Annotated in this window: 23 protein-coding genes and 1 riboswitch; of the genes, 13 read left to right on the forward strand and 10 right to left on the reverse strand. The window is 36.1% G+C overall.

From position 1 onward, the window contains the following. The first annotated feature begins 100 nt into the window (after window positions 1-100). Together EGI05_RS03420 and EGI05_RS03425 are read left to right on the forward strand one after the other, a co-directional pair. On the forward strand, window positions 101-1,285 hold the full coding sequence (locus EGI05_RS03420) for an ATP-grasp domain-containing protein (RefSeq protein WP_123261658.1): 1,185 nt from the start codon (window positions 101-103) through the stop codon (window positions 1,283-1,285). 22 nt (window positions 1,286-1,307) lie between these two features. Then, window positions 1,308-1,769, forward strand: coding sequence for a hypothetical protein (locus tag EGI05_RS03425; RefSeq protein WP_123261659.1), 462 nt, complete (start codon window positions 1,308-1,310; stop codon window positions 1,767-1,769). Between the two features lie 31 nt (window positions 1,770-1,800). On the opposite strand, the gene cphA is transcribed toward EGI05_RS03425, so the two are convergent. Continuing rightward, a complete protein-coding gene (gene cphA, locus EGI05_RS03430) occupies window positions 1,801-4,428 on the reverse strand; it encodes a cyanophycin synthetase (protein ID WP_123262561.1) in 2,628 nt (875 codons plus the stop codon). Window positions 4,429-4,629: 201 nt separating this feature from the next. Between cphA and EGI05_RS03435 the strand changes: the two genes are divergently transcribed. From EGI05_RS03435 to EGI05_RS03445, 3 genes are all read left to right on the forward strand, one after another. After that, window positions 4,630-5,517, forward strand: coding sequence for a cyanophycinase (locus EGI05_RS03435; RefSeq protein WP_123262562.1), 888 nt, complete (start codon window positions 4,630-4,632; stop codon window positions 5,515-5,517). Between the two features lie 51 nt (window positions 5,518-5,568). Further along, the gene (locus EGI05_RS03440; protein WP_123261660.1) at window positions 5,569-6,411 is read left to right on the forward strand and encodes an isoaspartyl peptidase/L-asparaginase; all 843 of its coding nucleotides are present in this window, start codon (window positions 5,569-5,571) and stop codon (window positions 6,409-6,411) included. A gap of 98 nt (window positions 6,412-6,509) precedes the next feature. After that, window positions 6,510-6,746: a YtxH domain-containing protein gene (locus tag EGI05_RS03445; RefSeq protein WP_123261661.1), complete on the forward strand. Its 237-nt coding sequence runs from the start codon at window positions 6,510-6,512 to the stop codon at window positions 6,744-6,746. A 48-nt stretch (window positions 6,747-6,794) separates the two neighbouring features. Here EGI05_RS03445 and EGI05_RS03450 read toward each other — a convergent pair whose 3' ends face one another. From EGI05_RS03450 to EGI05_RS03485, 8 genes are all read right to left on the reverse strand, one after another. Beyond that, window positions 6,795-7,595: a class I SAM-dependent methyltransferase gene (locus EGI05_RS03450; protein ID WP_123261662.1), complete on the reverse strand. Its 801-nt coding sequence runs from the start codon at window positions 7,593-7,595 to the stop codon at window positions 6,795-6,797. Between the two features lie 15 nt (window positions 7,596-7,610). Then, complete coding sequence (locus EGI05_RS03455; RefSeq protein ID WP_123261663.1) at window positions 7,611-7,973, reverse strand: hypothetical protein; 363 nt, start codon at window positions 7,971-7,973, stop codon at window positions 7,611-7,613. Between the two features lie 21 nt (window positions 7,974-7,994). Then, on the reverse strand, window positions 7,995-8,531 hold the full coding sequence (locus tag EGI05_RS03460) for a PH domain-containing protein (protein ID WP_123262563.1): 537 nt from the start codon (window positions 8,529-8,531) through the stop codon (window positions 7,995-7,997). A gap of 63 nt (window positions 8,532-8,594) precedes the next feature. After that, the gene (locus EGI05_RS03465) at window positions 8,595-9,254 is read right to left on the reverse strand and encodes a GNAT family N-acetyltransferase (RefSeq protein WP_123261664.1); all 660 of its coding nucleotides are present in this window, start codon (window positions 9,252-9,254) and stop codon (window positions 8,595-8,597) included. Window positions 9,255-9,303: 49 nt separating this feature from the next. Further along, window positions 9,304-10,371 carry a leucine-rich repeat domain-containing protein gene (locus EGI05_RS03470; RefSeq protein ID WP_123261665.1) on the reverse strand — a complete coding sequence of 356 codons (1,068 nt, stop codon included), beginning with the start codon at window positions 10,369-10,371 and terminating at the stop codon, window positions 9,304-9,306. A gap of 2 nt (window positions 10,372-10,373) precedes the next feature. After that, window positions 10,374-11,726 carry a histidine--tRNA ligase gene (gene hisS / locus EGI05_RS03475; protein ID WP_123261666.1) on the reverse strand — a complete coding sequence of 451 codons (1,353 nt, stop codon included), beginning with the start codon at window positions 11,724-11,726 and terminating at the stop codon, window positions 10,374-10,376. A 118-nt stretch (window positions 11,727-11,844) separates the two neighbouring features. Continuing rightward, window positions 11,845-12,294 carry an HRDC domain-containing protein gene (locus EGI05_RS03480; RefSeq protein ID WP_228428539.1) on the reverse strand — a complete coding sequence of 150 codons (450 nt, stop codon included), beginning with the start codon at window positions 12,292-12,294 and terminating at the stop codon, window positions 11,845-11,847. Window positions 12,295-12,318: 24 nt separating this feature from the next. Continuing rightward, entirely contained in the window at window positions 12,319-12,651 is a 333-nt protein-coding gene (locus EGI05_RS03485) for a single-stranded DNA-binding protein (protein WP_123261668.1), read from the reverse strand. Between the two features lie 170 nt (window positions 12,652-12,821). Between EGI05_RS03485 and EGI05_RS03490 the strand changes: the two genes are divergently transcribed. The 8 genes from EGI05_RS03490 (at window position 12,822) to EGI05_RS03525 (ending at window position 20,567) form a co-directional block, all read left to right on the forward strand. After that, window positions 12,822-13,715, forward strand: coding sequence for an arginase family protein (locus EGI05_RS03490; RefSeq protein ID WP_123261669.1), 894 nt, complete (start codon window positions 12,822-12,824; stop codon window positions 13,713-13,715). An 11-nt stretch (window positions 13,716-13,726) separates the two neighbouring features. After that, entirely contained in the window at window positions 13,727-14,332 is a 606-nt protein-coding gene (locus tag EGI05_RS03495; RefSeq protein ID WP_123261670.1) for an HPP family protein, read from the forward strand. Further along, window positions 14,329-14,673, forward strand: coding sequence for a hypothetical protein (locus tag EGI05_RS03500; protein WP_123261671.1), 345 nt, complete (start codon window positions 14,329-14,331; stop codon window positions 14,671-14,673). The genes EGI05_RS03495 and EGI05_RS03500 overlap by 4 nt, the downstream gene beginning before the upstream one ends. A 23-nt stretch (window positions 14,674-14,696) precedes the next feature. Continuing rightward, a complete protein-coding gene (locus EGI05_RS03505; protein ID WP_123261672.1) occupies window positions 14,697-15,608 on the forward strand; it encodes a TIGR01777 family oxidoreductase in 912 nt (303 codons plus the stop codon). 9 nt (window positions 15,609-15,617) lie between these two features. After that, window positions 15,618-16,196, forward strand: coding sequence for a hypothetical protein (locus EGI05_RS03510; protein WP_134197373.1), 579 nt, complete (start codon window positions 15,618-15,620; stop codon window positions 16,194-16,196). A 50-nt stretch (window positions 16,197-16,246) separates the two neighbouring features. Beyond that, window positions 16,247-16,430: riboswitch (cobalamin riboswitch) on the forward strand. A gap of 181 nt (window positions 16,431-16,611) precedes the next feature. Beyond that, window positions 16,612-18,927 carry a 5-methyltetrahydropteroyltriglutamate--homocysteine S-methyltransferase gene (gene metE / locus EGI05_RS03515; RefSeq protein ID WP_123261674.1) on the forward strand — a complete coding sequence of 772 codons (2,316 nt, stop codon included), beginning with the start codon at window positions 16,612-16,614 and terminating at the stop codon, window positions 18,925-18,927. 104 nt (window positions 18,928-19,031) lie between these two features. Further along, window positions 19,032-20,048: an HNH endonuclease gene (locus tag EGI05_RS03520; protein WP_123261675.1), complete on the forward strand. Its 1,017-nt coding sequence runs from the start codon at window positions 19,032-19,034 to the stop codon at window positions 20,046-20,048. Window positions 20,049-20,120: 72 nt separating this feature from the next. Continuing rightward, a complete protein-coding gene (locus EGI05_RS03525) occupies window positions 20,121-20,567 on the forward strand; it encodes a KTSC domain-containing protein (protein ID WP_123261676.1) in 447 nt (148 codons plus the stop codon). 258 nt (window positions 20,568-20,825) lie between these two features. Here the strand turns inward: EGI05_RS03525 and EGI05_RS03530 are convergent, their stop codons facing one another. Then, window positions 20,826-24,404 carry an efflux RND transporter permease subunit gene (locus tag EGI05_RS03530; RefSeq protein WP_123261677.1) on the reverse strand — a complete coding sequence of 1,193 codons (3,579 nt, stop codon included), beginning with the start codon at window positions 24,402-24,404 and terminating at the stop codon, window positions 20,826-20,828. Window positions 24,405-24,420: the final 16 nt, after the last annotated feature.

A 24,420-nucleotide genomic window follows, 5' to 3' on the forward strand; every position in this document is an offset into this window, starting at 1 on the left:
CTATAAGTTTACGAACGGAAGTTTACGAAGCATTTTAAAATAATAACCCCATATAAATCGAGCAATACTGCTCGATTTTTTAAAATCACAAAGAAAAAATATGATCCCAAAATACAGAGAACAATTCAACCAGGAATTTTCACAGGAAAAATACCAGCAGTTTAAGGAAATGCTAAAGCAAAAAAGTGGGATAGAACCTGGTTTCAGGATTTCTGAGAGCCCGATTTTTCTTACCAAAGAATTTGAACATCAACTTATTGATGTCTGCGAAAGCATTATAGACCAGATCAAGGCTTTACCATCTGAAACGCTGGAAAAAGCAATTCCTGAAAACTGTAAGGTTCCCAATGATACCAAGCAGCCTCATTTTCTGACGATAGATTTTGGGATCTGTAAAAATGACAATGGGGACATTGAGCCTCAATTGATAGAACTACAGGCTTTCCCTTCTTTATATGCCTTTCAGAAAATATTTGAAGAGACCTTTTGTGAAGTGTATCCTTTCTTACATGAAATCAGGAATAAGATGCCTCAAGAAGAGTTTAAGAACTATTTAAAGGAGGTTATTATAGGAGATGAAAACCCGGAGAATGTCATTTTGCTTGAAATTTATCCTGAGAAGCAAAAAACTGCTATTGATTTTGTTTTCACTGAAAAATTACTGGGAATAAAAACAGTTTGCTTGACCAAAGTAAAAAAAGAAGGCAGAAAATTATATTACGAAAATGACGGAAAGCTCATAGAGATTAAAAGAATCTACAACCGTGTTATTTTTGATGAGCTGGACAGAATTCCTGATCTTATTACCGAGTTTGATTTCAGGGAAGATATTGATGTTAAATGGATCACACACCCTCACTGGTTCTTTAAGATTTCAAAATTCCTTTTACCTTTGCTGAAACATCAGTTCATTCCGAAAAGTTATTTCTTACATGAATTTCCGGAAGATGAACACCTGGAGAACTTTGTTTTAAAACCATTATTTTCATTTGCAGGAAGCGGTGTTAATTTAAGCCCTACTAAAGAAGTCACAGCAGCCATTGAAGATAAAGAAAACTACATTCTGCAGAGAAAAGTAAACTATGAACCTATTTTCAAGGATATCAATGGTGAATTTTCAAAAGCGGAAATCCGTATGTTGTATGTTTGGAGAGAGAATGACGAGCGTCCTGTTCTATTGGAAAATCTGGGAAGAATGACCAAAGCAGCAATGGTAAATGTAGATTTTAATAAAAAGGATGCGATCTGGATCGGAAGTTCTAATGCATTTTTTGGAGAAGAATAAATTAATTTGATATTTTTATAGCATGGAAGAAAAATCTGCTTTTGACGAATTTGATACAAAAACCAACATTTTACGAAGAAGGGCTTTGCTACCTGTATGGGTAAAAATCTTTATATGGATATTTTTATTTATAGGATTGATCGCCGTACTAATATTGGCTTTTGGATTCTTCCTGAATAATAATGCCAGACTTTCAGTTTATGGGTTGGAAACTACCTCTATTTACAGCCCTATCGGACTTATTATATTAAGCATTCTGATTTTCAAAGGCATAGTTTCCTATGGACTTTGGTTTGAGCAGGAATGGGGACCAAAAGCAGCTGTTATTGATGCTTTTTTGGGAATTTTTATATGTGGAATTACAATGCTTATTTTACCTTTTGTAACCAATGGTCATCATTTCACAATGAGATTTGAATTTCTTTTTTTGATTCCCTATTTAACGAAGATGCAGAAAATCCAGAAAACCTGGATCAAGCTATAATAAAAGCCTCCGATTTTCGGAGGCTTTTATTTTAAATTTTATCGTCTTCCTGCAGCTCTCTCGCCTGATATTCCTGAACCAGGTCAATTGCATTGGAGATCACATCACTTAAGGCCGTAATGAAGGTTCCCTCTTCCGCCATACTCATCGCATGTTTCAGTGCCTCTATTTCTTTCGGAATGATTTCATAACTCACATCTCTTCCTGCTTCATTAATTCCGTCTATAATCAATCCGTTGATTTCCTCTTCAGTTCTTCCACGAAGATGCTTCTCATTTCTGATAATGATATAATCAAACATTCGTCCTGCAATTTTTCCGCACAACTTAATGTCTTCATCCCTTCTATCTCCCACTCCCGAAATAATACCTATTTTCTTGGTAGCTTCCACATTTTTCAGATAATCCTCAATGGCTTCATATCCTGCAGGGTTATGAGCAAAGTCAATTAAGACCTTAAAGCTTTTAAATTTGAAAATATTCAGTCTTCCGGGTGTAAGCTGTGCACTTGGAATAAAGGTTCTCAGTGAATTAGAAATATCTTCAATACCAAAGCCATACAGATAGGAAGCTAAACTTGCGGCAAGAACATTCTGAATCATGAATTTAGCCTTCCCTTCCATAGTGATCGGGAAATCTTTTGCTTTACCGATTCTGATCTTCCAATCCCCTTTTTTGATGGTTACAAAACCTTCTTCGTATACACAGGTAATTTTGCCTTCTTTTGCAAATTTTTTGATGTGGGAATTATTTTCATCCATACTGAAAATAGCTACATTAGAATCTAAGTCATTAACTATTTTCATAGAGTATTCATCATCAGCATTCATCACACTCCATCCACTCTTCTTTACACTGTCAAGAACTACTCTCTTTACTTTGGTAAGATCTTTCAGGTTGTGAATATCGTTCATTCCCAAATGGTCTTCTTTGATGTTCGTTAAAACACCGATATCACATTGTGAAAAACCTAATCCCGAACGAAGAATTCCCCCTCTTGCCGTTTCCAGCACGGCAAATTCTACCGTTGGATCTTTTAAGATAAATTCAGCGGAAAGAGGTCCGGTTGTATCACCTTTTGACAACATAGTATTTTGAATATAAATACCGTCAGAAGTAGTGAACCCTACTCTGTAGCCATTGCTTTTAACAATATGGGAAATCAGTCTTGTTGTGGTTGTTTTTCCGTTCGTTCCTGTAACAGCAATAATGGGAATAGTAAATGGTTTTCCTGGCGGATAAAGCATATCTACAACAGGAGCAGCTACGTTTCTGGGCAATCCTTCGCTCGGAGCCAAATGCATTCTGAATCCAGGGGCTGCATTGACTTCGATAATGGCTCCTCCACTCTCTTTTAAAGGTTGAGTAAGATTTTCTGCCATAATATCGATTCCGCAAACGTCTAATCCAATGATCTTGGAAATCCTTTCTGCCATTGTGATGTTCTCGGGATGGACCATATCTGTTACATCTATTGAAGTTCCCCCTGTTGAAAGGTTGGCTGTAGATTTTAAATAAACCACTTCTCCTTTTTGAGGAACCGTTTCCAGAGTGTATTGGAGTTTTTCAAGAAGTTCTGTGGTATCTTTATCCACTTCTATTTCTGTCAGTACATTTTCGTGACCGTAACCTCTTCTTGGATCTTTGTTTTCCTTTTCGATCAGCTGTTGAATATTTAGTTCCCCGTCTCCTACTACATGAGCAGGAACTCTTCTTGCAGCAGCCACCATTTTATTATTGATCACCAATACCCTGAAATCATATCCGGTGATATATTTTTCTACAATGACCTTTCTTGAATATTTCTGAGCGTGCTGCAGTCCTATTTTAGAAGCTTCCCAATCATTGACATTAATAGAAGTCCCTTTTCCGTGGTTTCCGTCCAAAGGTTTGATCACAATAGGATACCCTATTTTTCTGATCACTCTGTCAAGATCTTCTTCATCAACCACTAATTCCCCTATAGGAACCGGAACGGCCGCATCATGAAGCATTTTTTTCGTTAATTCCTTATTACACGCAATATCAACGGCAATAGAACTCGTTTTTCCTGTAATGGTAGCCTGAAATCGTTGCTGATTGACTCCATATCCTAACTGCACAAGGGAATTGCTTCCCAATCTGATCCAGGGAATTCTTCTGGAAACGGCTTCCTCTACAATACTTCCTGTAGAAGGACCTAAACGTACCCTTTCCCTGATCTCTTTCAGCCTCTGGATACAGGCATTCAGATCGTATTCTTTATTCTCAATTAAAGCTTCTGCAATTTTCACGGCCTGTTCGGCAGCATAAATTCCTGCGTTTTCTTCCAAATAATTAAATACCACATTATAAACACCGGGAGTTTTTGTTTCGCGGGTTCTTCCGAATCCGACATCCATTCCGGCTAATGTTTGTATTTCCAAAGCAATGTGTTCAATAACATGCCCCATCCATGTTCCGGTTTCCACCCTGTGAAAAAAACCGCCTTCTACTCCTTCTGAACATCTGTGGGTAATTAAAGAGGGAATCAATTGTTCTATCCTTTCTCTGAAACCTTCGATTTTATTGGTGGGGAAATTTTCCATTTCTTCAAGATCCAACCTCATCTGTATCAGCTTCTTTCTTCTTATGCTCCAAATATTCGGGCCGCGTAAAGCCTGTATCTTTTCAATTTTCATAGTCAATTTGCATTTTTCCTGATTAGTAATACTTTCTTCTAGAATCAAATATAGTATAAAAGCTCAAAAAAAACTATAGACAGATTAAAGATTTCAAAAAAACAAAGAATTTTTATTACCAATTCTAAAATACTCAGAATCAATTTAAATACATTGAGATTGGGTTCACAGTAAATTATTTTTTTAAATTTGCATACTATGATGAAACCCGTTGGAAAATTAATTGTTATCGGAGGGGCTGTAAACAAAGGAAGCTTCACGGAAACCGATTTTGATCAGAACATTGAAAAAAATTTGAACTTCTTTGAAAGAGGTATTTTAAGAAAGATCATTAACGAATCTAAACATAAGGAGAATTCCGTAATAGAAGTTGTTACAACCGCCTCACAAATCCCTCAAATAGTCGGCACAGAATATAAAAAAGCCTTTGAATTTCTTGGTGCTAAAAACGTCAATATCCTTGATATCCATAACCGCGAAGAAGCCAATTCTGATGCGATGGTGGCAAGAGCCAATGCTGCAGATGTAGTGATGTTCACTGGTGGAGACCAACTTAGGCTTACTTCCATCCTTGGGGGAACAAGATTTCATGATACTATTTTACTGAAATACCAGGAGCAGGATTTTATCTATTCCGGGACTTCTGCCGGAGCTGCCGCTGCTTCTGAAAATATGATTTACCAGGGGAGCAGCTCTGAAGCTTTGCTGAAAGGGGAAATCAAAACCACACAAGGTTTGGGTCTTATTGATAATGTGATCATTGATACCCATTTTGTACAAAGGGGAAGAATTGGACGTCTTTTCCAGGCTGTGGTGAACAATCCCAGAACATTAGGAATAGGATTAGGAGAAGATACTGGACTTTTTATTCATAATGATGTTATGACGGCGGTAGGTTCCGGGCTTGTGATCATTGTGGACGGAAGGTTTATTAAAGATACCAATCTAACGAACATTAACCTGGGAGAGCCAATTTCTATTGATAACTTAACGGTTCATGTGATGTCTATGAATGATCACTATGATCTTACTACGAGAGCATTAACTATCGAGAATTCACAGTTCAATCCTATTCCTCAAGACAAGTAAAATATAAATGATAAATTAAATATCATTTATCATTCATCAACTATATTATTTATGAAAATAATCATCCACGGTGGCTTTTTCTCAGAAAGCGAACAAAGCAATGAAGTGAAAATTGCCAAGCAAAATTCTTTACAAAAAATAGCTTATCAGGCTTTCGAATACCTTCAGTCTAATTCTGCCATTGATACGGTGGCTTATGCTGTATCTTTACTGGAAGATGATGAGCTGTATAATGCAGGAATAGGTTCCCAGATTCAAAGTGATGGTGTTATTCGTATGAGTGCGGCAATCATGGATGGGGAAACTCAGAAATTAAGTGGTGTGATTAATATACAGAATGTAAAAAACCCCGTTTTTGTCGCTAAAGAGCTGATAAAAGAAGATGACAGGGTTCTTGGCGGAAGCGGAGCTAAAAAATATGCTTCAGAACATGGCTTTGAAGATTTTTCAACAGAAATACCTCAGCGGAGAAAGGAATATGAAGCTAAGCTAAATAATGGCGGAAAAGGAACTGTAGGCTGTGTTGCAATCGATAAAAACGGAAAGTTAGCCGTTGCTACTTCCACCGGGGGAAAAGGTTTTGAAATCCCGGGAAGAATTTCAGATTCTGCCACGGTTGCAGGAAATTATGCCAATTCTTTTTGTGCAGTAAGCTGTACCGGTGTTGGTGAAGACATTGTAAGCAATGCTACCGCTACGAAGATTGTGACTAGAGTGACAGATGGAATGAGCCTGGAAAATGCTTTTAATAAAACTTTTGAAGAACTGAAAACCATTGACGGATTTGCCGGAGCAATTGCCATTGACAAGGACGGAAATGTATACCATAAGGACTCCTATCCTACCATGGTTTTTGCCAGCTTCGACGGGAAAACCTTCGAAGTATTCCAATAATTTTAACAATATTTTATAATTCGGTTTATTTTTTTGGCACGTATTTTACATGATACTCTATAACAAATTTTAATATTATTAACTAAAAATTGGAAATCATGGGAAATAAAACAAATGGCTTATTGGCTTTATTAGGTTTAGGTGCATTAGCATACTGGAAATATAAAAAATCAACTCCTGAACAGCAACAGGCGGTAAAAGACAAGATCAATACGGCAAAAGACAATATTAACAAATGGGGAAATGATCTTAAAAGCAAAGCCAATGAAGTAGCTTCTCAGGTTCAGAACAAAGTTGATGAGGTAAAAACAAAGACCGAGGATTCTATCAATTAAGATTTAGTTTTTTTTAACATTCATATATTAAAAAAGTCATCATAATGTTTATGATGACTTTTTTTGTGCCGTTAATGCATAGACCAACGGTATTTTATTTCCGAACTGCGGTATTCTCCATTTTCCTTTCTCAAATTCTTCCACATGTTTAAAACAAGGATAAGGAGACCAGTCTAATTCCTGGAATTCCTTTAATACTAAACCACCATTAAGCAAATTCTGAAGAACTTCTGCCAACGAATGATTCCACATCACATACTCCTGAACAATATCTGCTGAAAAATCTGCATACGTTCCTTCATACGTTTCCACAATAGGCTTTTCATTGAAATAGTTATAGGCAACTCCTTTAAAATCATCATCAAACATCCAGACAACAGGATGAAATTCTGCCATAATGAATTGTCCTCCCGGTTTCAAAAAATGACTAATCACTTTCGCCCATTTTTCCAGATCCGGAAGCCAACCGATCGTGCCGTAACTGGTAAAAACCATATCAAACTTTTGGTCCAGTACATTTGGGAGATCATAAACATCCGAACAGATAAATTCCGTATCAGTATGACATTGCTGAGCCAGATCTTTTGCTGCATCTATCGCTTTATCGGACAAATCTATTCCGGTAACTTTTGCGCCTAATCTTGACAGGGAAATGGAATCCTGCCCGAAATGACATTGAAGATGCAAAATACTTTTTCCGGTTATATCTCCTAAAAGTTCAAGCTCAACAGAGTTTAAAGAGCTTCTTCCCTTTAAAAATTCATCCACAAAATAGAAATCCGATTTCAGATGAGGCTCTACTTTGGCATTCCAGGAGCTTTTATTGATTTCAAGATAGTTTTCTTCCATTAGTTCGTACTTTATTTATTCCGTTTTAAACCCTAAGATATCAAACTTATTTTTAGCCGGATTATATTTAAGTCTTATATCTACTTTTTGAAATCCATTATTTAAAATCAGGACATTATCTGCCTGAAAATCACCATAAGGATATTCTAAATCTCCGGATATTATCTGAAAGCTAAAATTGGAATTTTGGTTTTTTAATTCTTTAATTTTTTGCTTTAAGCCTTCCCCAACAAAAACTATATTATGAGTCGATCTGATACTTGGAGGATCTAGATTTAGCAATTCTTTTCCAACAGCCATAATTTTCTTTTCTCTATTTTCTGATGTACAATACAATAAAAACAAAGAAAGAACAATTAATAATATTTTGGATTTCATTTTCAATCTTCAGTATCAGATTTACAATTTTTTAAGCAATTTTTTCTTTTGTTCATTAAATTCTTCCTCAGTTAATACACCACCGTCTTTAAGCCTCCCTAATTGTTCTAACTGGTCTAAAACACTAGGTTCAGGCTTGTTTTGGAAGTATTCTTTGGGACGGGACATGAAATCCCTTACTCTTTCGCAGAATAGTTCGGCTTCGTATTTTCCTACGCCATCGATTTCAACAATATTTCCCGAAATATGAACATCTATGGAAGCCAACATAAATTCCGTTTCATACTGTATGGAAGTTACTTTATCATAAGAATAATCTTCCACCTTCAATCCATACAAAAATTCCTTATCCAGGAAAATCAGCCTTCTATCTGTAGCCACCAAAAGAATGTGATGATTGGAGATTTTATTCCTTCCTTCTACCAGATATACGATTTTTTCGTCTTCTGAAAGCACATTCGGAAGTTCACGAATTTCTTTTCTGGCAAAAAACGTAGGATTGATATCTAATTTTTCCAGCTCTTCTCTGATTTCATCAAGCCTTGATTTCCCACTCATACCTTTATATTTTAGAGGTTATAATTTTTGATGGTAAATTACTCTTTTTTTAAACACCCTGATTTATTTCGCCGAAATTCCTCCGGGAATTACGACGGATGAATAAAGACAATACAGCTCCCATCCTAATGATTCGTATAACAGTTTACCTTCTTGTGTGGCTACCAGAAAATTATTGAAAACACCTTTTGACAAAGCTATGTTCTCAAGCTCTTTCATTACAATTGTGGCTAAACCTTTTCTTCTATGATCATTTTCAGTGGAGATCCTGTCATAAACCGCCAAATCATCTACAAGAACTACACGTCCTATGCAGGCCAATTCTCTATTTTTTGTAAGAATTTTAACGGTGTGGGTGAAATTATATTGACCAAATTCTAATATATACTCAGGTTCAAGATCAATATTAATCGGTTTCATGGGTCCACAACAAGTCATCATATATCCCTGCGCCTGATGGATCCATTTTTCAGGAATGCGATCTTTAAATTCTTCAAAAGGAGCACAGACTTTTAGGAAAATCCAGGGATCATTAATGGTTCCCGCCAATTGAAAGAAATCATCAGTAAGCCTGGGAAATACATAACGTATTTTTTGCTTTTCGTCACCTACATTTACTTTAAATCCTGATTGATATGGTTCGGGTAAAGGCAATTCTCTGGATAAAGACCAGCCTTTGAGCCATTTTTCAACAATATTTATTATGGAAACTTCTTTTTTCACGCAGGGTATTGACGAGCTAAGAGATGAATTTGTTTCTGTACTAAAATATTTAATACCCCGGACTCGTTTCTACAATTAAGGTCTTAGGTAAAAGCTGCTTTAATTTTTTGACATTTTCCGGGGAGATTTTATTCCCTGCTATAGATAAAAGTTCTAATTTTTTCAGCCTTTCAATCCCCGTCGGTAAATCTTCCAATTGACCGTCATTCAGCACCAAAGTCACTAAGTTTTCCAATTTATAAATTTCCAGTAAAGATGGATTTGAAAGTTTACTTCCTGTAAGATCCAAAGAGCGCAATTTTTTTAATTTTCCTATTCCAGGGGGAATGGTTTCAATTACGTTTTGCTTGAGGTCTAAATACTTTAAGTTTTCCAGTTCATAGAGTTCTTTTGGGAATACTTTCAGCTTATTTCTTACTATTTCAACAGATTCTAACTTTTTAAGTTTAGAAAATGTTGAAGGAAGGCTTTCTAATGAATTGTATGACAGATCTAATTCTACTAAGCTTTCTAAATCCCCTACTTCTGACGGCAATTTTTTCAAATTATTGGATTGAAGGGTCAATCGTTCCAATTTTTTCAAATTACCTATAGAAGCCGGTAGATACAGGTCTTTAAAAACCTGCTTTTCACTTGTAATTGCTCCGCCCCAATACAAGCTCTTGGAAAGCTTCAGTGTCTTCAGATTATGCAGATTACCAAGCTCATTAGGAAACTGATCTATTTTATAGCTTAAAAATTCAAAATATTCCAGATTCGGAATTTTAAAAATTTCTTTTGGAATTTCAACAAACTCATTAGAATTGATTGAAATAGCTTTCAAATTTTGAAGACTTGAAAATTCTTTAGGGAATGTAGCAACACTTCCTCCTTTTAAAGAAAAGTTGATTAACCCTTTCAGGTTCCCTATTTTACTAGGAATTTCTCTAAAATCCTGTTCACCATCAATCATAAGACTTTTGACATTCCAGGAAAAAACTTTCTCAGGAATTTCATGGGCATCATATAATTTGACGTCATCAGATTCCGTCACCTGACCTGCTGGAGGTGGTGGCGGCATTTGTGCATTGATATTAAAAAAAATTACAGTAAGGAGAGGTATTAGTTTTTTTTTCATGATTAATTGTTCAAAAATTCTTCCAAAGAAACCGTTTTCTGTTCTCCTATTTCAAGATTTTTGTAGGTAACCGTTCTGTTTTTAATTTCTTCTTCGCCCAAGAATACAAGGTTCCTGATTCCTTTCTTTTCTGCATAGGTGAATTGCTTATTCAGCTTAGCATTTTCAGGGTATAATTCAGCAGCTATGCCTTTTTCTCTTAATTGAATGATCAGTTTCAATGCTTCTAAAGCTTCTTCCCCTCCGAAATTGGCAAACAGATATTCTACCTTTGAAGTAGCTTCCTCCGGGAATAGCCCTAATTCTTCCATTACCAGATAAATTCTGTCTAATCCGAAAGAGATTCCGATTCCCGGAATGTTTTTTACTCCGAAAACTTCCGTAAGGTTGTCATATCTTCCACCCCCTCCGATAGAGCCCATCTGCACTTCATCGGCTTTCACTTCGAAGATCGCTCCGGTATAATAATCCAGTCCTCTAGCTAATGTAATATTGAAAACCAAATTCTGAATGTCCACCCCAAGACTTAAAGACTGGGTAAGAACAAATTCCAGTTCTTCTACCCCTTTTAGACCGATCTCATTCCCTGCGAATTTTTCTTTAAGCTGAAGAAGGTTTTCCAGAGCATCATCTGACTGAGTGAATAAGAAATCCAGTTTATCGATAGACTCCTGACTAATCTGTCTTTCCAATAATTCTTTTACTACTCCTTCTTTCCCGATTTTATCAAGCTTATCCAGAGCTACTGTAAAATCAATAAGTTTATCTGTAATGCCGGCGTATTCAGCCAACCCGGAAAGAATCTTCCTGTTATTGACATGAATGGTTACCGGAACTTTTAGATCTGAAAATGATTTTAGATATAGCTGAACCAACTCCACTTCCTGGAAAAGACTTTCGCTTCCCACGACATCCGCATCACATTGGTAAAACTCTCTGAATCTTCCTTTTTGTGGGCGGTCTGCTCTCCAAACCGGCTGGATCTGGTAGCGTTTGAAAGGAAATGTCAGCTGATGATGATTCATAGCCACAAATCTTGCAAAAGGTACGGTAAGGTCATAACGAAGAGCTTTATCTGAAATCTGGGAAGTTAACTTCTGATGATTTTTATTTTCCCAATCTTCCTGATTCACTTTTGAGGTATAATCTCCTGAGTTTAATATTTTAAAGATCAGGCGATCTCCTTCTTCTCCATATTTTCCCGTCAATGTAGAAAGATTTTCAAAGCTAGGTGTTTCCAATGGCTGAAATCCGAATAATTCGAAATTCTTCTGTAAAGTATTGATGATATATCTCCTTCTTGAAACTTCTAACGCGGTAAAATCTCTCGTCCCTTTAGCTAAACTTGGCTTCATTTGTTGTATGTCATTTTGATAAACGCAAAAATAAGGAATTGAAAAGAATTTTCTACTATATTAAAAAGCCGGAGATATGTTTCTCCGGCTCTTATTCAATCATTTGTATGGAATCTCTTTATACATTTTCCAGTATTTCAAGAATCTCTTCACCGTAATTTTCTATTTTGTGCTTTCCAAAACCTTTAATATCCAATAATTCTTCTTTTCTGGCAGGTTTGTATTTGGCAACGGACATCAGTTCCTTATTACTCGCAATAAAGTAGGTGGGAAGATTCTGTTCTTTGGCTTTCTCTGCCCTCCACAGCTTTAAAGCATTCAAAATTTTCTCTTCGTCAACTGTCAGTATATCATTTTCAGCAGAATACTTAACACTCTTGGGTTCTTTGACACTGTTTACTGATCTCTGTTCCTCAAAATACAGAAGCACAGACCAATAATTCTCACTATTCACAAAAGCAGTTTCTACTTTTATAATTTCATGAGTTCCCAGGAAATCATCCAGTGATTTCTGATCTTTGTGCAGAAAATCACCGGATAATCTTATGGTAAATACTTTTGTTTTCATCATTTGTGATTTTGTAATTCAAATTTATTTACCTCCCAGAAGCAGAATTTCGTCTACTCTTATTTCTGTAATATACTTCTTCACCCCGTCTTTATCGTCATACGATCTGTAGGTAAGTTTTCCTTCTATCGCAATCTCCTTTCCTTTAGGAACATACTTTTGAAAGATTTCCGCTACTTTTCCGAAAGCGACCAGATTGTGCCATTGTGTTTCTTCTACCTTTTCGCCTTTTGCATTTGTGTAATAATCGCTGGTTGCTAAAGACACACTTGCTTTTACATTTCCGCTATCGAAGTTGACCATTTCTACTTCTTTTCCTGTGTAACCGATTAATGTTACTTTGTTTCTTAGTGACATAACTTTTATTTTTTTAGATTAATAATTCAGATAAGAGACGTTCACTGTTTTCTCAAATCTCTGTTGCAAAGTTGGATGTCTTTTGATGGTCAAGTCGGTAGAAAACTATTTAAATTCATTTGTAGTCGTTTGCAAACGAATAATTCCGTATCTTTGATAAAATCAGAACCATGAAAAAGGACATTAGTATTTTTGAGTTTCCTTTCAATCTTGGACTTACCAAAAAAGAGCATGAGACAGAACCCGGAGTAAAAAAACTTCCCGACTGGCTTAGGAAATTGGGGCTTCATCAGAAAATCAACCCCAAAAATATCTTCAGATTGGACGGACCTGAATATGCAATGGATTATGATGAGGAAACCGGTGTCAAAAATCCTTACGCAATCATTGAATATGCTAAAAAGCAATCCGGGCTTATCCTGAAAAACTACCAAAAAGATACTTTTCATCTGATGTTGGGTGGTGATTGCAGTATCCTTATAGGAAGCGCTCTTGCATTAAAACAGCTTGGAAATTATGGACTATTTTATCTTGACGGGCATACAGATTATATTCCGCCAAGGCTTTCGCCAAGCGGAGGTGTTGCCGGAATGGATCTAGCTATTGTTTCAGGACTTGGGCATGAAAAACTGACAAATATTGATCATCTTAAACCTTATTTTTCAGAAGAGCATATTTTTTGTTTGGGAAATGCAGAAACGGATGATGAAGAATATGTGGAGCAGATTCAGAATTCTGATATTCATTATTTTGATTTATATAACCTAAGAAAGAATGGTTTCAGAAAAACTTCTGAAGACTTTCTGAAAATGGTAGAAGAAAAGAATCTGGATGGATTTTTTATTCACTTTGATGTAGATGTTCTGAACGATAAAATTATGCCCGCCGTAGACAGCAGAATGGAAGACGGAATTGATTATAATAATTTAAAAGATATCCTACAGCCTTTAATCGAAAATGAAAAGTGTTTCGGAATGGAAATCACTATTCTGGACCCGGATTATGATCCAAACGGAGAGTTTACAAAGCCTTTTGTCAATAATTTAATTCAAATACTACAATAAAAAGAAGATTAATGAAGAAGACCATAAAAAGAACGTTCAGAGTATCCAAATATGTGATCTATAAAGAAACCCTTGTTGATTATAAGGAACACTTCTGGTCATTTTTGGGTGCATTTTTCGGAATCGGGATCATTGCTTTTATACAATCCCACACTTTATCTGCAACGGAAAATATATTTTTGATCGGTTCTTTCGGGGCATCGAGTGTTTTGATCTATGGAGCCATTCAAAGTCCATTGGCACAGCCCAGAAATCTTGTTGGCGGGCATGTGATTTCTGCCTTGGTTGGTGTAACGGTTTATAAGATTGTCCCTGATATTATCTGGCTTTCCGCACCTTTAGCCGTAGCTTTCTCCATCGTATTGATGCAATACACCAAAACTTTGCATCCACCTGGTGGTGCAACTGCTTTAATTGCAGTAAGCTCAACAGGAAAAATTCCGGAATTAGGATTTTGGTATGTCATATCACCCGTTCTATCCGGATGCATCATTCTTTTGCTGGTTGCTTTGTTTTTCAACAATATTACACCCAACAGAAGCTATCCAACTCATAACAGATTGATGAAATTACTGAAGAAAAAACACCTGTATAAAATGAAAAAAGGAAAATTATGAATTGTCTTGAATGTGGCGAAAAAATAATCGGCCGGTCTGATAAAAAGTTCTGTAATGACGCTTGCCGAAATGCCTATAACAATAAACAGAACAAAGATTCTACGAATCTCATGCGGAATATCAATAATAAGCTCCGCAAAAATTACCGTATTCTCAGAGAAATAAATATTGACGGTAAAACTAAAATTCCAAAATCGAAGATGGATGGCTTGGGTTTTGATTTTGATTTCTTTACCAATCTGAAAGTATATAAGAACGGTTCCGAATATAAATTCATCTATGATTACGGTTATAAACTTTTAGATGATGATTTTGTTCTGATCGTTAAAAATCAGGCATAAATAAAAATTTCAATCCATCAGCAATGAAAGAAGTAGTTTTAATTACCGGTGCCGGCGGAATGCTTGCTCAAGAGCTGTCCAGGAAGCTTGACAGTAAATATAATATACGGTTTCTAACCCGGAAAAAGCATCACAATAATGACTATGAATGGGATATTCATCAGGGCACAATTGATGAAACTGCTTTTGAAGATGTACAGCACATTATTCATCTTGCCGGAGCCAATATTTCGGAAAAGCGCTGGACTGATGAACGTAAAAAAGAACTCATTTCCAGCCGTGTAGATTCTGCCCGATTGATTTTAGATACACTGAAAAAAAAGAATATTAAGCTCAAATCATTTATTTCTGCATCTGGCGTCAATGTGTATGGTACCGAAACCACAGAAAAAATTTATACGGAAGACGATGAACCCGGAAATGATTTCCTGAGTGAAGTGGTTGTGCTTTGGGAACAATCAGCAGATCAGTTTTTGAAAGAAAATGCTGCTGAAAGAGTAGTAAAAATACGAACAGCCGTTGTTCTTTCTGAAAAAGACGGAGCTTTAAAGAAGATGCTTCCGCCTATACAATATGGGGTGGGATCCCCTTTAGGCAGCGGAAAACAATATATGCCATGGATTCACTTGAAAGACATTTGTTCCATCTATGAATTTGCTTTAGAAAATCCGGCGGTAAGCGGTGCATACAATGCTTCTTCGCCTCAACATACTACCAACGAAAATTTAACAAAAAATATTGCTAAGGTGTTGAACAAACCTTTATTTATGCCTAATGTTCCCGCTTTTGTTTTGCATTTGATGTTTGGTGAACTTGCTGATGCTTTATTTAAAGGTTCAAGAGTTTCTTCGCAGAAAATTCAGGACGCAGGGTTTACATTTGAATACCCGGATTTACAGGGTGCTTTACAGGATTTATTAAAAAAGAAAAATTAAAATAAAATTATGAAATCAATATTTTCATTGAGTCTTTGTGTATTATTATCGATGAATGCTTTTAGTCAGAAAAAAGAAGCTTTAAGTTCTAAAGACAAAGCTGTTGCTGAACATTTTAAGAATGATTATAAAAAGAAGAATTATAAAAGATTTGAAGGAAAAATAACAGAAAAAGACAAATTATTTCAATTTGATGATAAAATTATTTACTATGATAAATCTGATAAAATCACAGCTTTATTGCTAAAAGAAGGCTTGATCTATCCACAGCTTTTAACGGATTATCAGATGCAAAAGTTTCTTGACGAAACCGAAGATAAAACCCAGAAAAGATTTTTGAAGCTACAAAAAGATCCGAAGGCTGGTTTTGATGTCAGTGGCATTAAATTATCCAATACAACCGAAGTTCCTTCCCTGAGTACCAATCCGAATATTAAAAGATTTAAAATTCAGTGCAGGGACAACAGGATTTCCAGTACACTTACCTATTTTATTGAGCTTTCCAATAAAGATGCAAACGATAAAACTTCTTTGGAGGATTTCATTAAAAAATCGAAATTGACTTATATTTATCAAAGACCGGAATAAATATCAGACAAATAATACCTACATTTGTCCTGAAAACAGTTCTTTAACATACTTCATCAAACGGAAAAGGTTTTACTTAACGTAGATTAATAGGGAATCGTGTGAGAATCACGAGCTGTCGCGCAACTGTAAGTAACACGCCAAAGGTTTTGTCCGAGTATATCCACTGCGAAAGCGGGAAGGATGACAACAACCGTTACAAGTCAGGAGACCTGCCTGTTCCGAATTGACAATGCTTTCGCGGTCTGAAGCTTTCGGTCATACAGATGATACTTTTGAACGTATCTCATCGTTAATGGAAAAATTACGTCCTTATTGTATCTTCTTTATTCCTTAAACTTTCTTTCTCCGACGGCATTGCGAAGCATCTGAAGAGCTTTTAAAATCATTGTTTAATTTAAAAGTTTTAAAAGAAATGCGAACGCACATTCTTGGCTATCCGCGTATTGGTAGCAACAGAGAACTCAAAAAAGCCTGCGAGCAATATTGGTCAGGCAAAACATCATTACACGAACTTCTGGAAGTTGGTAAAACCCTTACCAGCCAACACTGGAAATTACAGCAGGAAGCTGGAATTGATCTTATCCCCTGCAACGATTTTTCGTACTACGATCAGGTTCTGGACATGACTTTAACGGTTGGAGCTATTCCGGAACGTTATCAGGAAATTGCGTCCCAAAAATCTGAGCTTGAACTTTACTTTGCTATGGCAAGAGGTTTTCAGAAAGATGGTTTAGACATTACAGCTATGGAAATGACCAAATGGTTTGATACCAATTATCATTACATAGTTCCTGAATTTCAGAAAAATCAGGAATTCAAACTATTCTCCGACAAGATCATCACTGAATTCATCACTGCGAAACGGTCAGGAGTTAATGCAAAACCCGTGATCATCGGTTTATTGACGTACCTTTTATTAGGAAAAGAAAAAGAATCAGGTTTTGATAAACTAGATCTAGTACAAAACTTACTTCCGGTTTATATCCGGATCATAAAAGAACTGGAACATCATGGTGCAGAATGGATTCAATTTGATGAAGCGTTTTTGGTATTGGATTTAAATAAAAAGGCAAAAGAAGCCTTTCAATTTGTTTACACTGAAATCAGAAAACAATTCCCTAATCTGAAATTCATTGTGGCCACCTATTTTGAAGGATTGAAAGACAATCTTTCATTGGCGGTTTCATTACCTGTTGATGTTTTACATATTGATTTGGTTCGTTGCCCGGAACAATTGGATGAAGTTCTACATAGTATTCCTGAAACATTGAGTCTTTCTTTAGGAATTGTAGACGGAAGAAATATCTGGAAAAATGATTTTGAAAAGTCTTTAGCTATCATTAAACAAGCTGTAAGCAAAATTGGTTCAAACAGAGTATTTATTGCACCATCCTGTTCACTGCTTCACTCTCCTTTCGATCTTGATTTGGAGAAAAATGAAGAAATTCTTTCACCTGAGATCAAACAGTGGATGGCTTTTGCAAAACAGAAAGTGTATGAGATTGTTAATTTAAAAAAATTAGCTTCAGAAAATCCGGATTATAACACGTTACAAGCTTTAGCTGAAAATAAAAAAGCAATTGAAAACCGTAAAACCTCAACATTAATTCACAATCAGGATGTGAAAAACCGTGTTGATGTAACAACTGAAGAAGATGCAAAAAGAAATAATCCATTCAATGTAAGAAAAGAAATACAACAAGAAGTTCTCCAACTTCCGCTATTCCCAACAACGACTATCGGTTCGTTTCCACAGACGAAAGAGGTGAGAAACTGGCGTGCAAAATTCAAAAAAGGGGAACTTACCGCCGAACAATATGATAATCTGCTTAAACAGGAAACTGAAAGAACCATCCGTTGGCAGGAAGAAATCGGAATAGATGTATTGGTTCATGGTGAATTTGAGCGAAATGATATGGTGGAATATTTCGGGGAGCAATTGGAAGGATTTGCTTTTACTCAAAACGGTTGGGTACAAAGTTATGGAAGCCGTTGCGTGAAACCTCCTGTTATTTTCGGAGATGTGCACAGACCAAATCCTATGACAGTTTATTGGTCAAAATATGCCCAATCCTTAACTCAACAGTGGGTAAAAGGAATGTTGACAGGTCCAGTAACGATTCTTCAATGGTCTTTTGTACGTGATGATCAACCTCGTTCTTTGACGTGTAAACAGATTGCTTTAGCCATTCGTGATGAGGTGAATGACTTGGAGAAAGCAGGAATCAGAATCATCCAGATTGATGAACCAGCGATCCGTGAAGGTCTTCCGTTAAGAAAATCTGAATGGCAGAATTACCTGAAATGGGCGGTTGAGGCTTTCAGAATTTCGGCAAGTGGTGTTGAAGATGCTACTCAGATCCATACACACATGTGTTATTCTGAATTCAATGACATCATTCAAAATATTGCAGATATGGACGCCGATGTGATTACCATTGAATGCTCCAGAAGTCAGATGGAATTGTTGAATGCTTTTGCAGATTTCAAATATCCGAATGAAATCGGTCCGGGAGTTTATGATATTCACTCTCCAAGAGTTCCGTCAAAAGAGGAAATGCTTCAATTGCTGAAAAAAGCACATGCCGTTATTCCTGCACAACAACTTTGGGTGAATCCAGATTGTGGCTTGAAAACCCGTCATTGGGATGAAACAGAAAAAGCATTGATTGCCATGGTGGAAGCTTCGAGAGAAGCGAGTGAGGAGTTTGCTTTAGAGACTCTTTAATTGATATTATTTTTCGGGAGCCTTTTGGGCTCCTGTTTTTATTTAAGAAATTCAAACAATTTGTTATTTTATGAAAAATATTTTAGTTTAGATTTAAAAATCTAATGACTAATTATTTTAATCAAATTTGCGAGTTCAGGCGAGATTATCCTATTACTTTAAATAATACCATAAGAACCGACAATCCAATTCTAGATGATGTTAAAAAAGCACTCAATAATTTCAAAATAGAACTCGAAAAAAAATATTTAAAATTCGAAGGCATTGATTTCAAAGTAGAAGTTTCAAAAGGTGCTTCTAATTTTCCAAACGTAGTTCATGTTTGCATCCTCCCACCTAATCAAAAAGTTTCGAATGGAATTTATGTCGGAATATGTTTTGATGTTTCTGGAAAAGGAGCTGTAGTGGGTTGTATGGAATCGAAAACAAATCCTAAAGGTCTTAATACTCAAATAAGAAAAAAAAGAAAGCAAGTTCCAGAAATTGACGTTGATGGAGGTAGTTCTAGTACTAAATACAATAATGTTTTTGAAAACCCAAAAGATTTTTATTACAAATTAATAGAAAATTCAGAGTTAGAAAACCATATAAGTAAATCTTTAAGTTTATGTTTATACAATTTAAACTTGATAAAAGCTTCCGAATATTTACAAACAAAAGACTATTTAAATTCAACCATTAACGAACACGAAATTGAATATTTTAATATAGAAAACATTCACGATGACAGAAAAAAAATAGCTGTAGAAATTCATGCAAGAAGAGGACAAAAAAAATTTAGAAAAAAACTTCTTGATTCTTATAATAGAAAATGCGCTGTGACAAATTGTGAAATTGTCGAAATGTTAGAAGCTGCACATATCTATTCTTTTAAGGGCTCCGAAACAGACAAAATACCAAATGGAATTTTATTACGTTCTGACATTCATACATTATTTGATTTGGGACTAATTAGTATTAATCCTGAAAATTACTCAATCCAAGTGAGTGATAAAATTATGACGGATGAGTATTATTCTAACTTAAATAATAAAAAAATTAACCTACCAGAAAGGACTGAAGATTACCCAAACTTAGATTCTCTTAAATATCATTTTGATAACATTTTTGATAATAATTAATTATCAATAAATAACTTATTGTTTCTCAATTAAAAAGCTTAATTTTGCACCCCGAAATAAGGATTATCCATTATGAAAAAATTAGGTGAATACAGAAAGCTTCTTGAGGTTGACAAAAATGTAACTTTAAAGGAACTGAAAACCATTTACAGGAATACAATGAAAGATACGCATCCTGATAAATTTATCAATGATGAAGCGGGAAAGCTGGAAGCTGAAGAAAAAAGTAAATCTGTCATTGAAGCCTATCATTTTTTGGTAAGCATTAATCCTGAAACGCAGGAAAAATTCAAGGAAGAATATACGGAAACAATTACCAAATCGAATATTCAGGACTTTTATCTGGAGAAATCTGTTCTTACGGTTCAGCATTTGAACGGAAATATATATGAATACATCGGTGTTCCGAGAAATACTTATATCAAAATGGTGAATGCAGATTCTCCGAGCCGTTTTGCAAGAAGACATATTTATGGAAGTTTTGTCTACAGAAAGTCCGGCGAGGTGATGGCAGATTAAGTATTGACTAATTCAGATTAATTTTCCTATTAGATTATAAAATATAGGCTTTCGGATAATTTCGGAAGCTTTTTTATTACTTACACTTTAAACACTCTGCTTGTCTTTTCGGAGAAATCCAGGTTGAATCCTTCAACTATTAAACACGCTGCCAGATCCTATAATTTTTTGGGATTGCTTCTTCGCCTCGCTCAACGTAATGACGAAAAAAAGCGCATCATTTCTGATGCGCTTTTCGGTTAATTATAGTTTCTATTATTAAGCTTCAGTTTCGGGTTCTGCTCCGAAATCTTTCTTCTTATGATACTCTTCAAACTCTTCAGGATATAATTTTTTCAGTCTCTCCTGTTCTTCCGCATCTTTTTCTGCATCATGAGCATGTTTTGCTACAAACTTTCTTCTTGCTTTGATCTTTCTCTTAGAAATAATGTAGAACATTACCGGAACGATGATCAAGGTAAGGAATGTTGCAAATGATAATCCGAAGATGATCGTCCAAGCCAATGGTCCCCAGAACATTACGTTATCCCCTCCTACTGAGAAATGAGGGTTAAGTGTTGTAAGGAATGCAAATACGTCGAAGTTCAGACCTACGGCCAATGGAATTAATCCTAAGATCGCAGTTGTTGCCGTTAACAATACCGGTCTTAAACGCTCTTTACCAGATTCGATGATGATTTCTTTCACCTCTTCAAGCTCAAGGTCATCATGAGTTTCCACTCCTTTTTTAGCGACTAATTCATCGAGTTTGAGTACGAAGAAGTCCATCAATACGATACCATTCTTCACTACAACCCCTGCCAAGGAAATAATCCCCATCATCGTCATCAGGATAACGAAGTCCATTCCGAAAATTGATAATCCAAGGAATACACCGGCAAAACTCAGGAAGATCGTGGTCATAATGATCAAGGTCTTCGAAATCGAGTTAAACTGGAATACAATAATGGATGTTACCAATGCCATTGCCAAGAATAGAGCGAATAATAAGAAGTTCATGTTCTTTCCTTGCTCTTCCTGCTCACCACCGAAGCTATACGTAATTCCTTCCGGAGTTTTGTAGCTTTTCAGTGAAGTCTGAATCTTCTGAACAATTTCGTTGGCGTTATAGCCTTTCAATACGTTAGAGTATACCATGATTGTTCTTGTATTATCCTTTCTCTTGATCTTGTTGAAAGTATTTTCTTCTTTCATCGTAGAGAATGTGGACATTGGTACAAGAACCGGTCCGTTTGGTCCCTGAAGGGTAATCGGCTGGTTGAACAATATACTTGTATTTCTTCTCTGATCCTGTTGTAATCTTACAGAAATGTCATAATCATCCTTCACATCTTTGAAAGTGGAAATATCCTGTCCAAATAAAGCTCTACGAAGCGTAATTCCTGTATAAGCAGTAGAAACACCCATATTTCCCGCAGTCTCTCTGTTGATATCTATAATAAGCTCCGGACTTTCTTTGTTAATATCCGATTGCAGTTTTTCAATACCACTGATCCCCTGCTTGTTGATATACTCGATCATTTTATGGGCTTCTCCCAATAGCTCATCATAATCATCACCCTTCAATTCTATGGAAACAGGGTAACCCACCGGTGGTCCGTTTGCATCTTTTTCTACGGTAAAGGTAAATCCTGGAATGTTCGGAATTGCTTTTCTGATCTCTTCCATAACATCACCGGTATCTACTCCATGACGTTTAGCAAATTCTACGAAGGTGATCGTAATTTTTGATTTAAACGGAGTATCCGCTTCTGATCCTGCATCTACCTGCGGATTAATCGCTCCCTTTCCTACTTGGGTAACCATAGATTCCACAAGGAAGTTTTCACCCGTCTTTTTATCATTATATTGTCTAAGAACATTTAAGATCTTAGCTTCCACCTGCTTGGTTGCGGTATTGGTTTTGGCAATATCTGTTCCTTGCGGATACTCCATGTACACAATTACCTGCTTAGGAATATTTTCAGGGAAGAAAAGGACTTTGGAACGCCCGATTCCCATCATTACTCCATAAAGGAAAAATGAAAAAATCAATACTCCCACTACTCCTAAGAATGCATTTCTGGGTTTTTTACCTTGTAAAAGTCCTCTTAAGAATTTCTGATATCTTTTCGCAAGATTTGGAAAGAAAGTATATTGGAAATGCTCAATTCTGTCGTGGAAAAAGTTTTTATATAACCATATCGCTGCAATAGCTAATACCGAAAGCGTCACTACAGCAAGGAAATATTCGACACCTGTAATAAGTCTTAAAGCCCCAAAAACTACTGCTAAAATTGCAAAAATAATGGTGTATTTTTTAGCTTGGGAAACGGTAACGTTTTTATTATCCAGCGTCATACCTCCTGCAGTCATGGAAGCATTAATAATCAATGCCACAAATAAGGAAGCTAAAAGCGTAACGGAAATCGTAATCGGGAAATATCTCATGAATTTACCCATAATTCCCGGCCACATCAGCATTGGCAAGAAAGCACAAACTGTAGTTAAGGTAGAAGTAATTACCGGGAAAGCAATCTCTCCGATACCGAATTTTGATGCTTCTCTTCGTTTATAGCCTTTTTCCATATTGGCATAAACGTTATCTACCACCACAATACCGTCGTCCACTAACATCCCGAGCCCCATTACCATTGCGAAAAGCACCATGGTATTTAAGGTAACCCCAAAAGCATTTAATACTGCAAAGGCAATCAACATCGAAAGCGGAATTGCTGTTCCCACGAACAAGGCATTTTTAAGTCCCATTGAAAAGCTCAATACACACATTACTAAAAGGATACCGATCAAAATGTGGTTGGCCAATTCGTTTACCTGATGCTCAACATCTGTGGATTGGTCAGAAGTTAAAGAAATGTCAATATCTTTCGGAATGTAAGTTTCCTGCGCTTTTTTGATTTTCTCTTTAGCCTGCTCAATGGCAGCGATCATGTTGGTTCCTGATCTTTTTCTCAGGTTGATCATGACTACATCCTTCCCTGATTCTCTTGCATACGTAGTTTTTTCTTTTTCTTTGAATTCTACTTTGGCAAGGTCCATAATTTTCACTCCCGGTTTGATCAGGAAGTTATTCAGTTCAGAAGGTTCTGAAATCTGGCCTTTGATTCTGACGTTTTCACGGTTTCCTTCTGTAATCAGATTACCTCCGGAAATCGTGATGTTTTCGTTTTTAATGGCATTAATAACTTCATCAAAGCTTACTCCGGCTGCATTCATCTTATAGATATCCAATGCCACCTCCACTTCATTGTCATCAACTCCTAAAACTACCGCATCTTTTACTTCCGGAATATCTTCAAGATCATCTTTGATATCATCTGCATATTGTCTTAAAGTAAACTTAGGATAATTCCCTTTTAAATTGATATTCAAAATAGGAATCTCTTCAGAGATGTTAAGGTCAAATACATTGGGTTCTACTTTAGATCCAGAATCCACTGTTGGCCAATCCTGGTCTCCTTTAGCTTCGTCTACTTTATCTTTGATCCTTTGTTTTGCTTCTGCTAAAGGTACATCTTCACTAAATTCCACGGTGATCAGACAGTAATCCTGGAATGAATTGGATGTTACCTTGTCTACTCCTGAAACGTTCTTGAATTTGTCTTCAAGCTCTTTGGTGATCAGTTTTTCAACGTCTTCCGCCGAGTTACCCGGATATACGGAAGAAATATATATTTTATTTTCTACCACTTCGGGAAAGCTTTCCCTCGGCATAGACATGTAAGCAAAAATCCCAATGATTACAATAATAAATGTAAGCACATAAACGGTGGTTCTGTTGTCTACTGCCCAGCTGGAAAAGAAAGATTCTTTCTCGTGGTGTTTATTTTCGCCCATAATTTTAATTTATTTC

Source organism: Chryseobacterium daecheongense (assembly GCF_003729955.1).
Taxonomy (GTDB): domain Bacteria; phylum Bacteroidota; class Bacteroidia; order Flavobacteriales; family Weeksellaceae; genus Chryseobacterium; species Chryseobacterium daecheongense.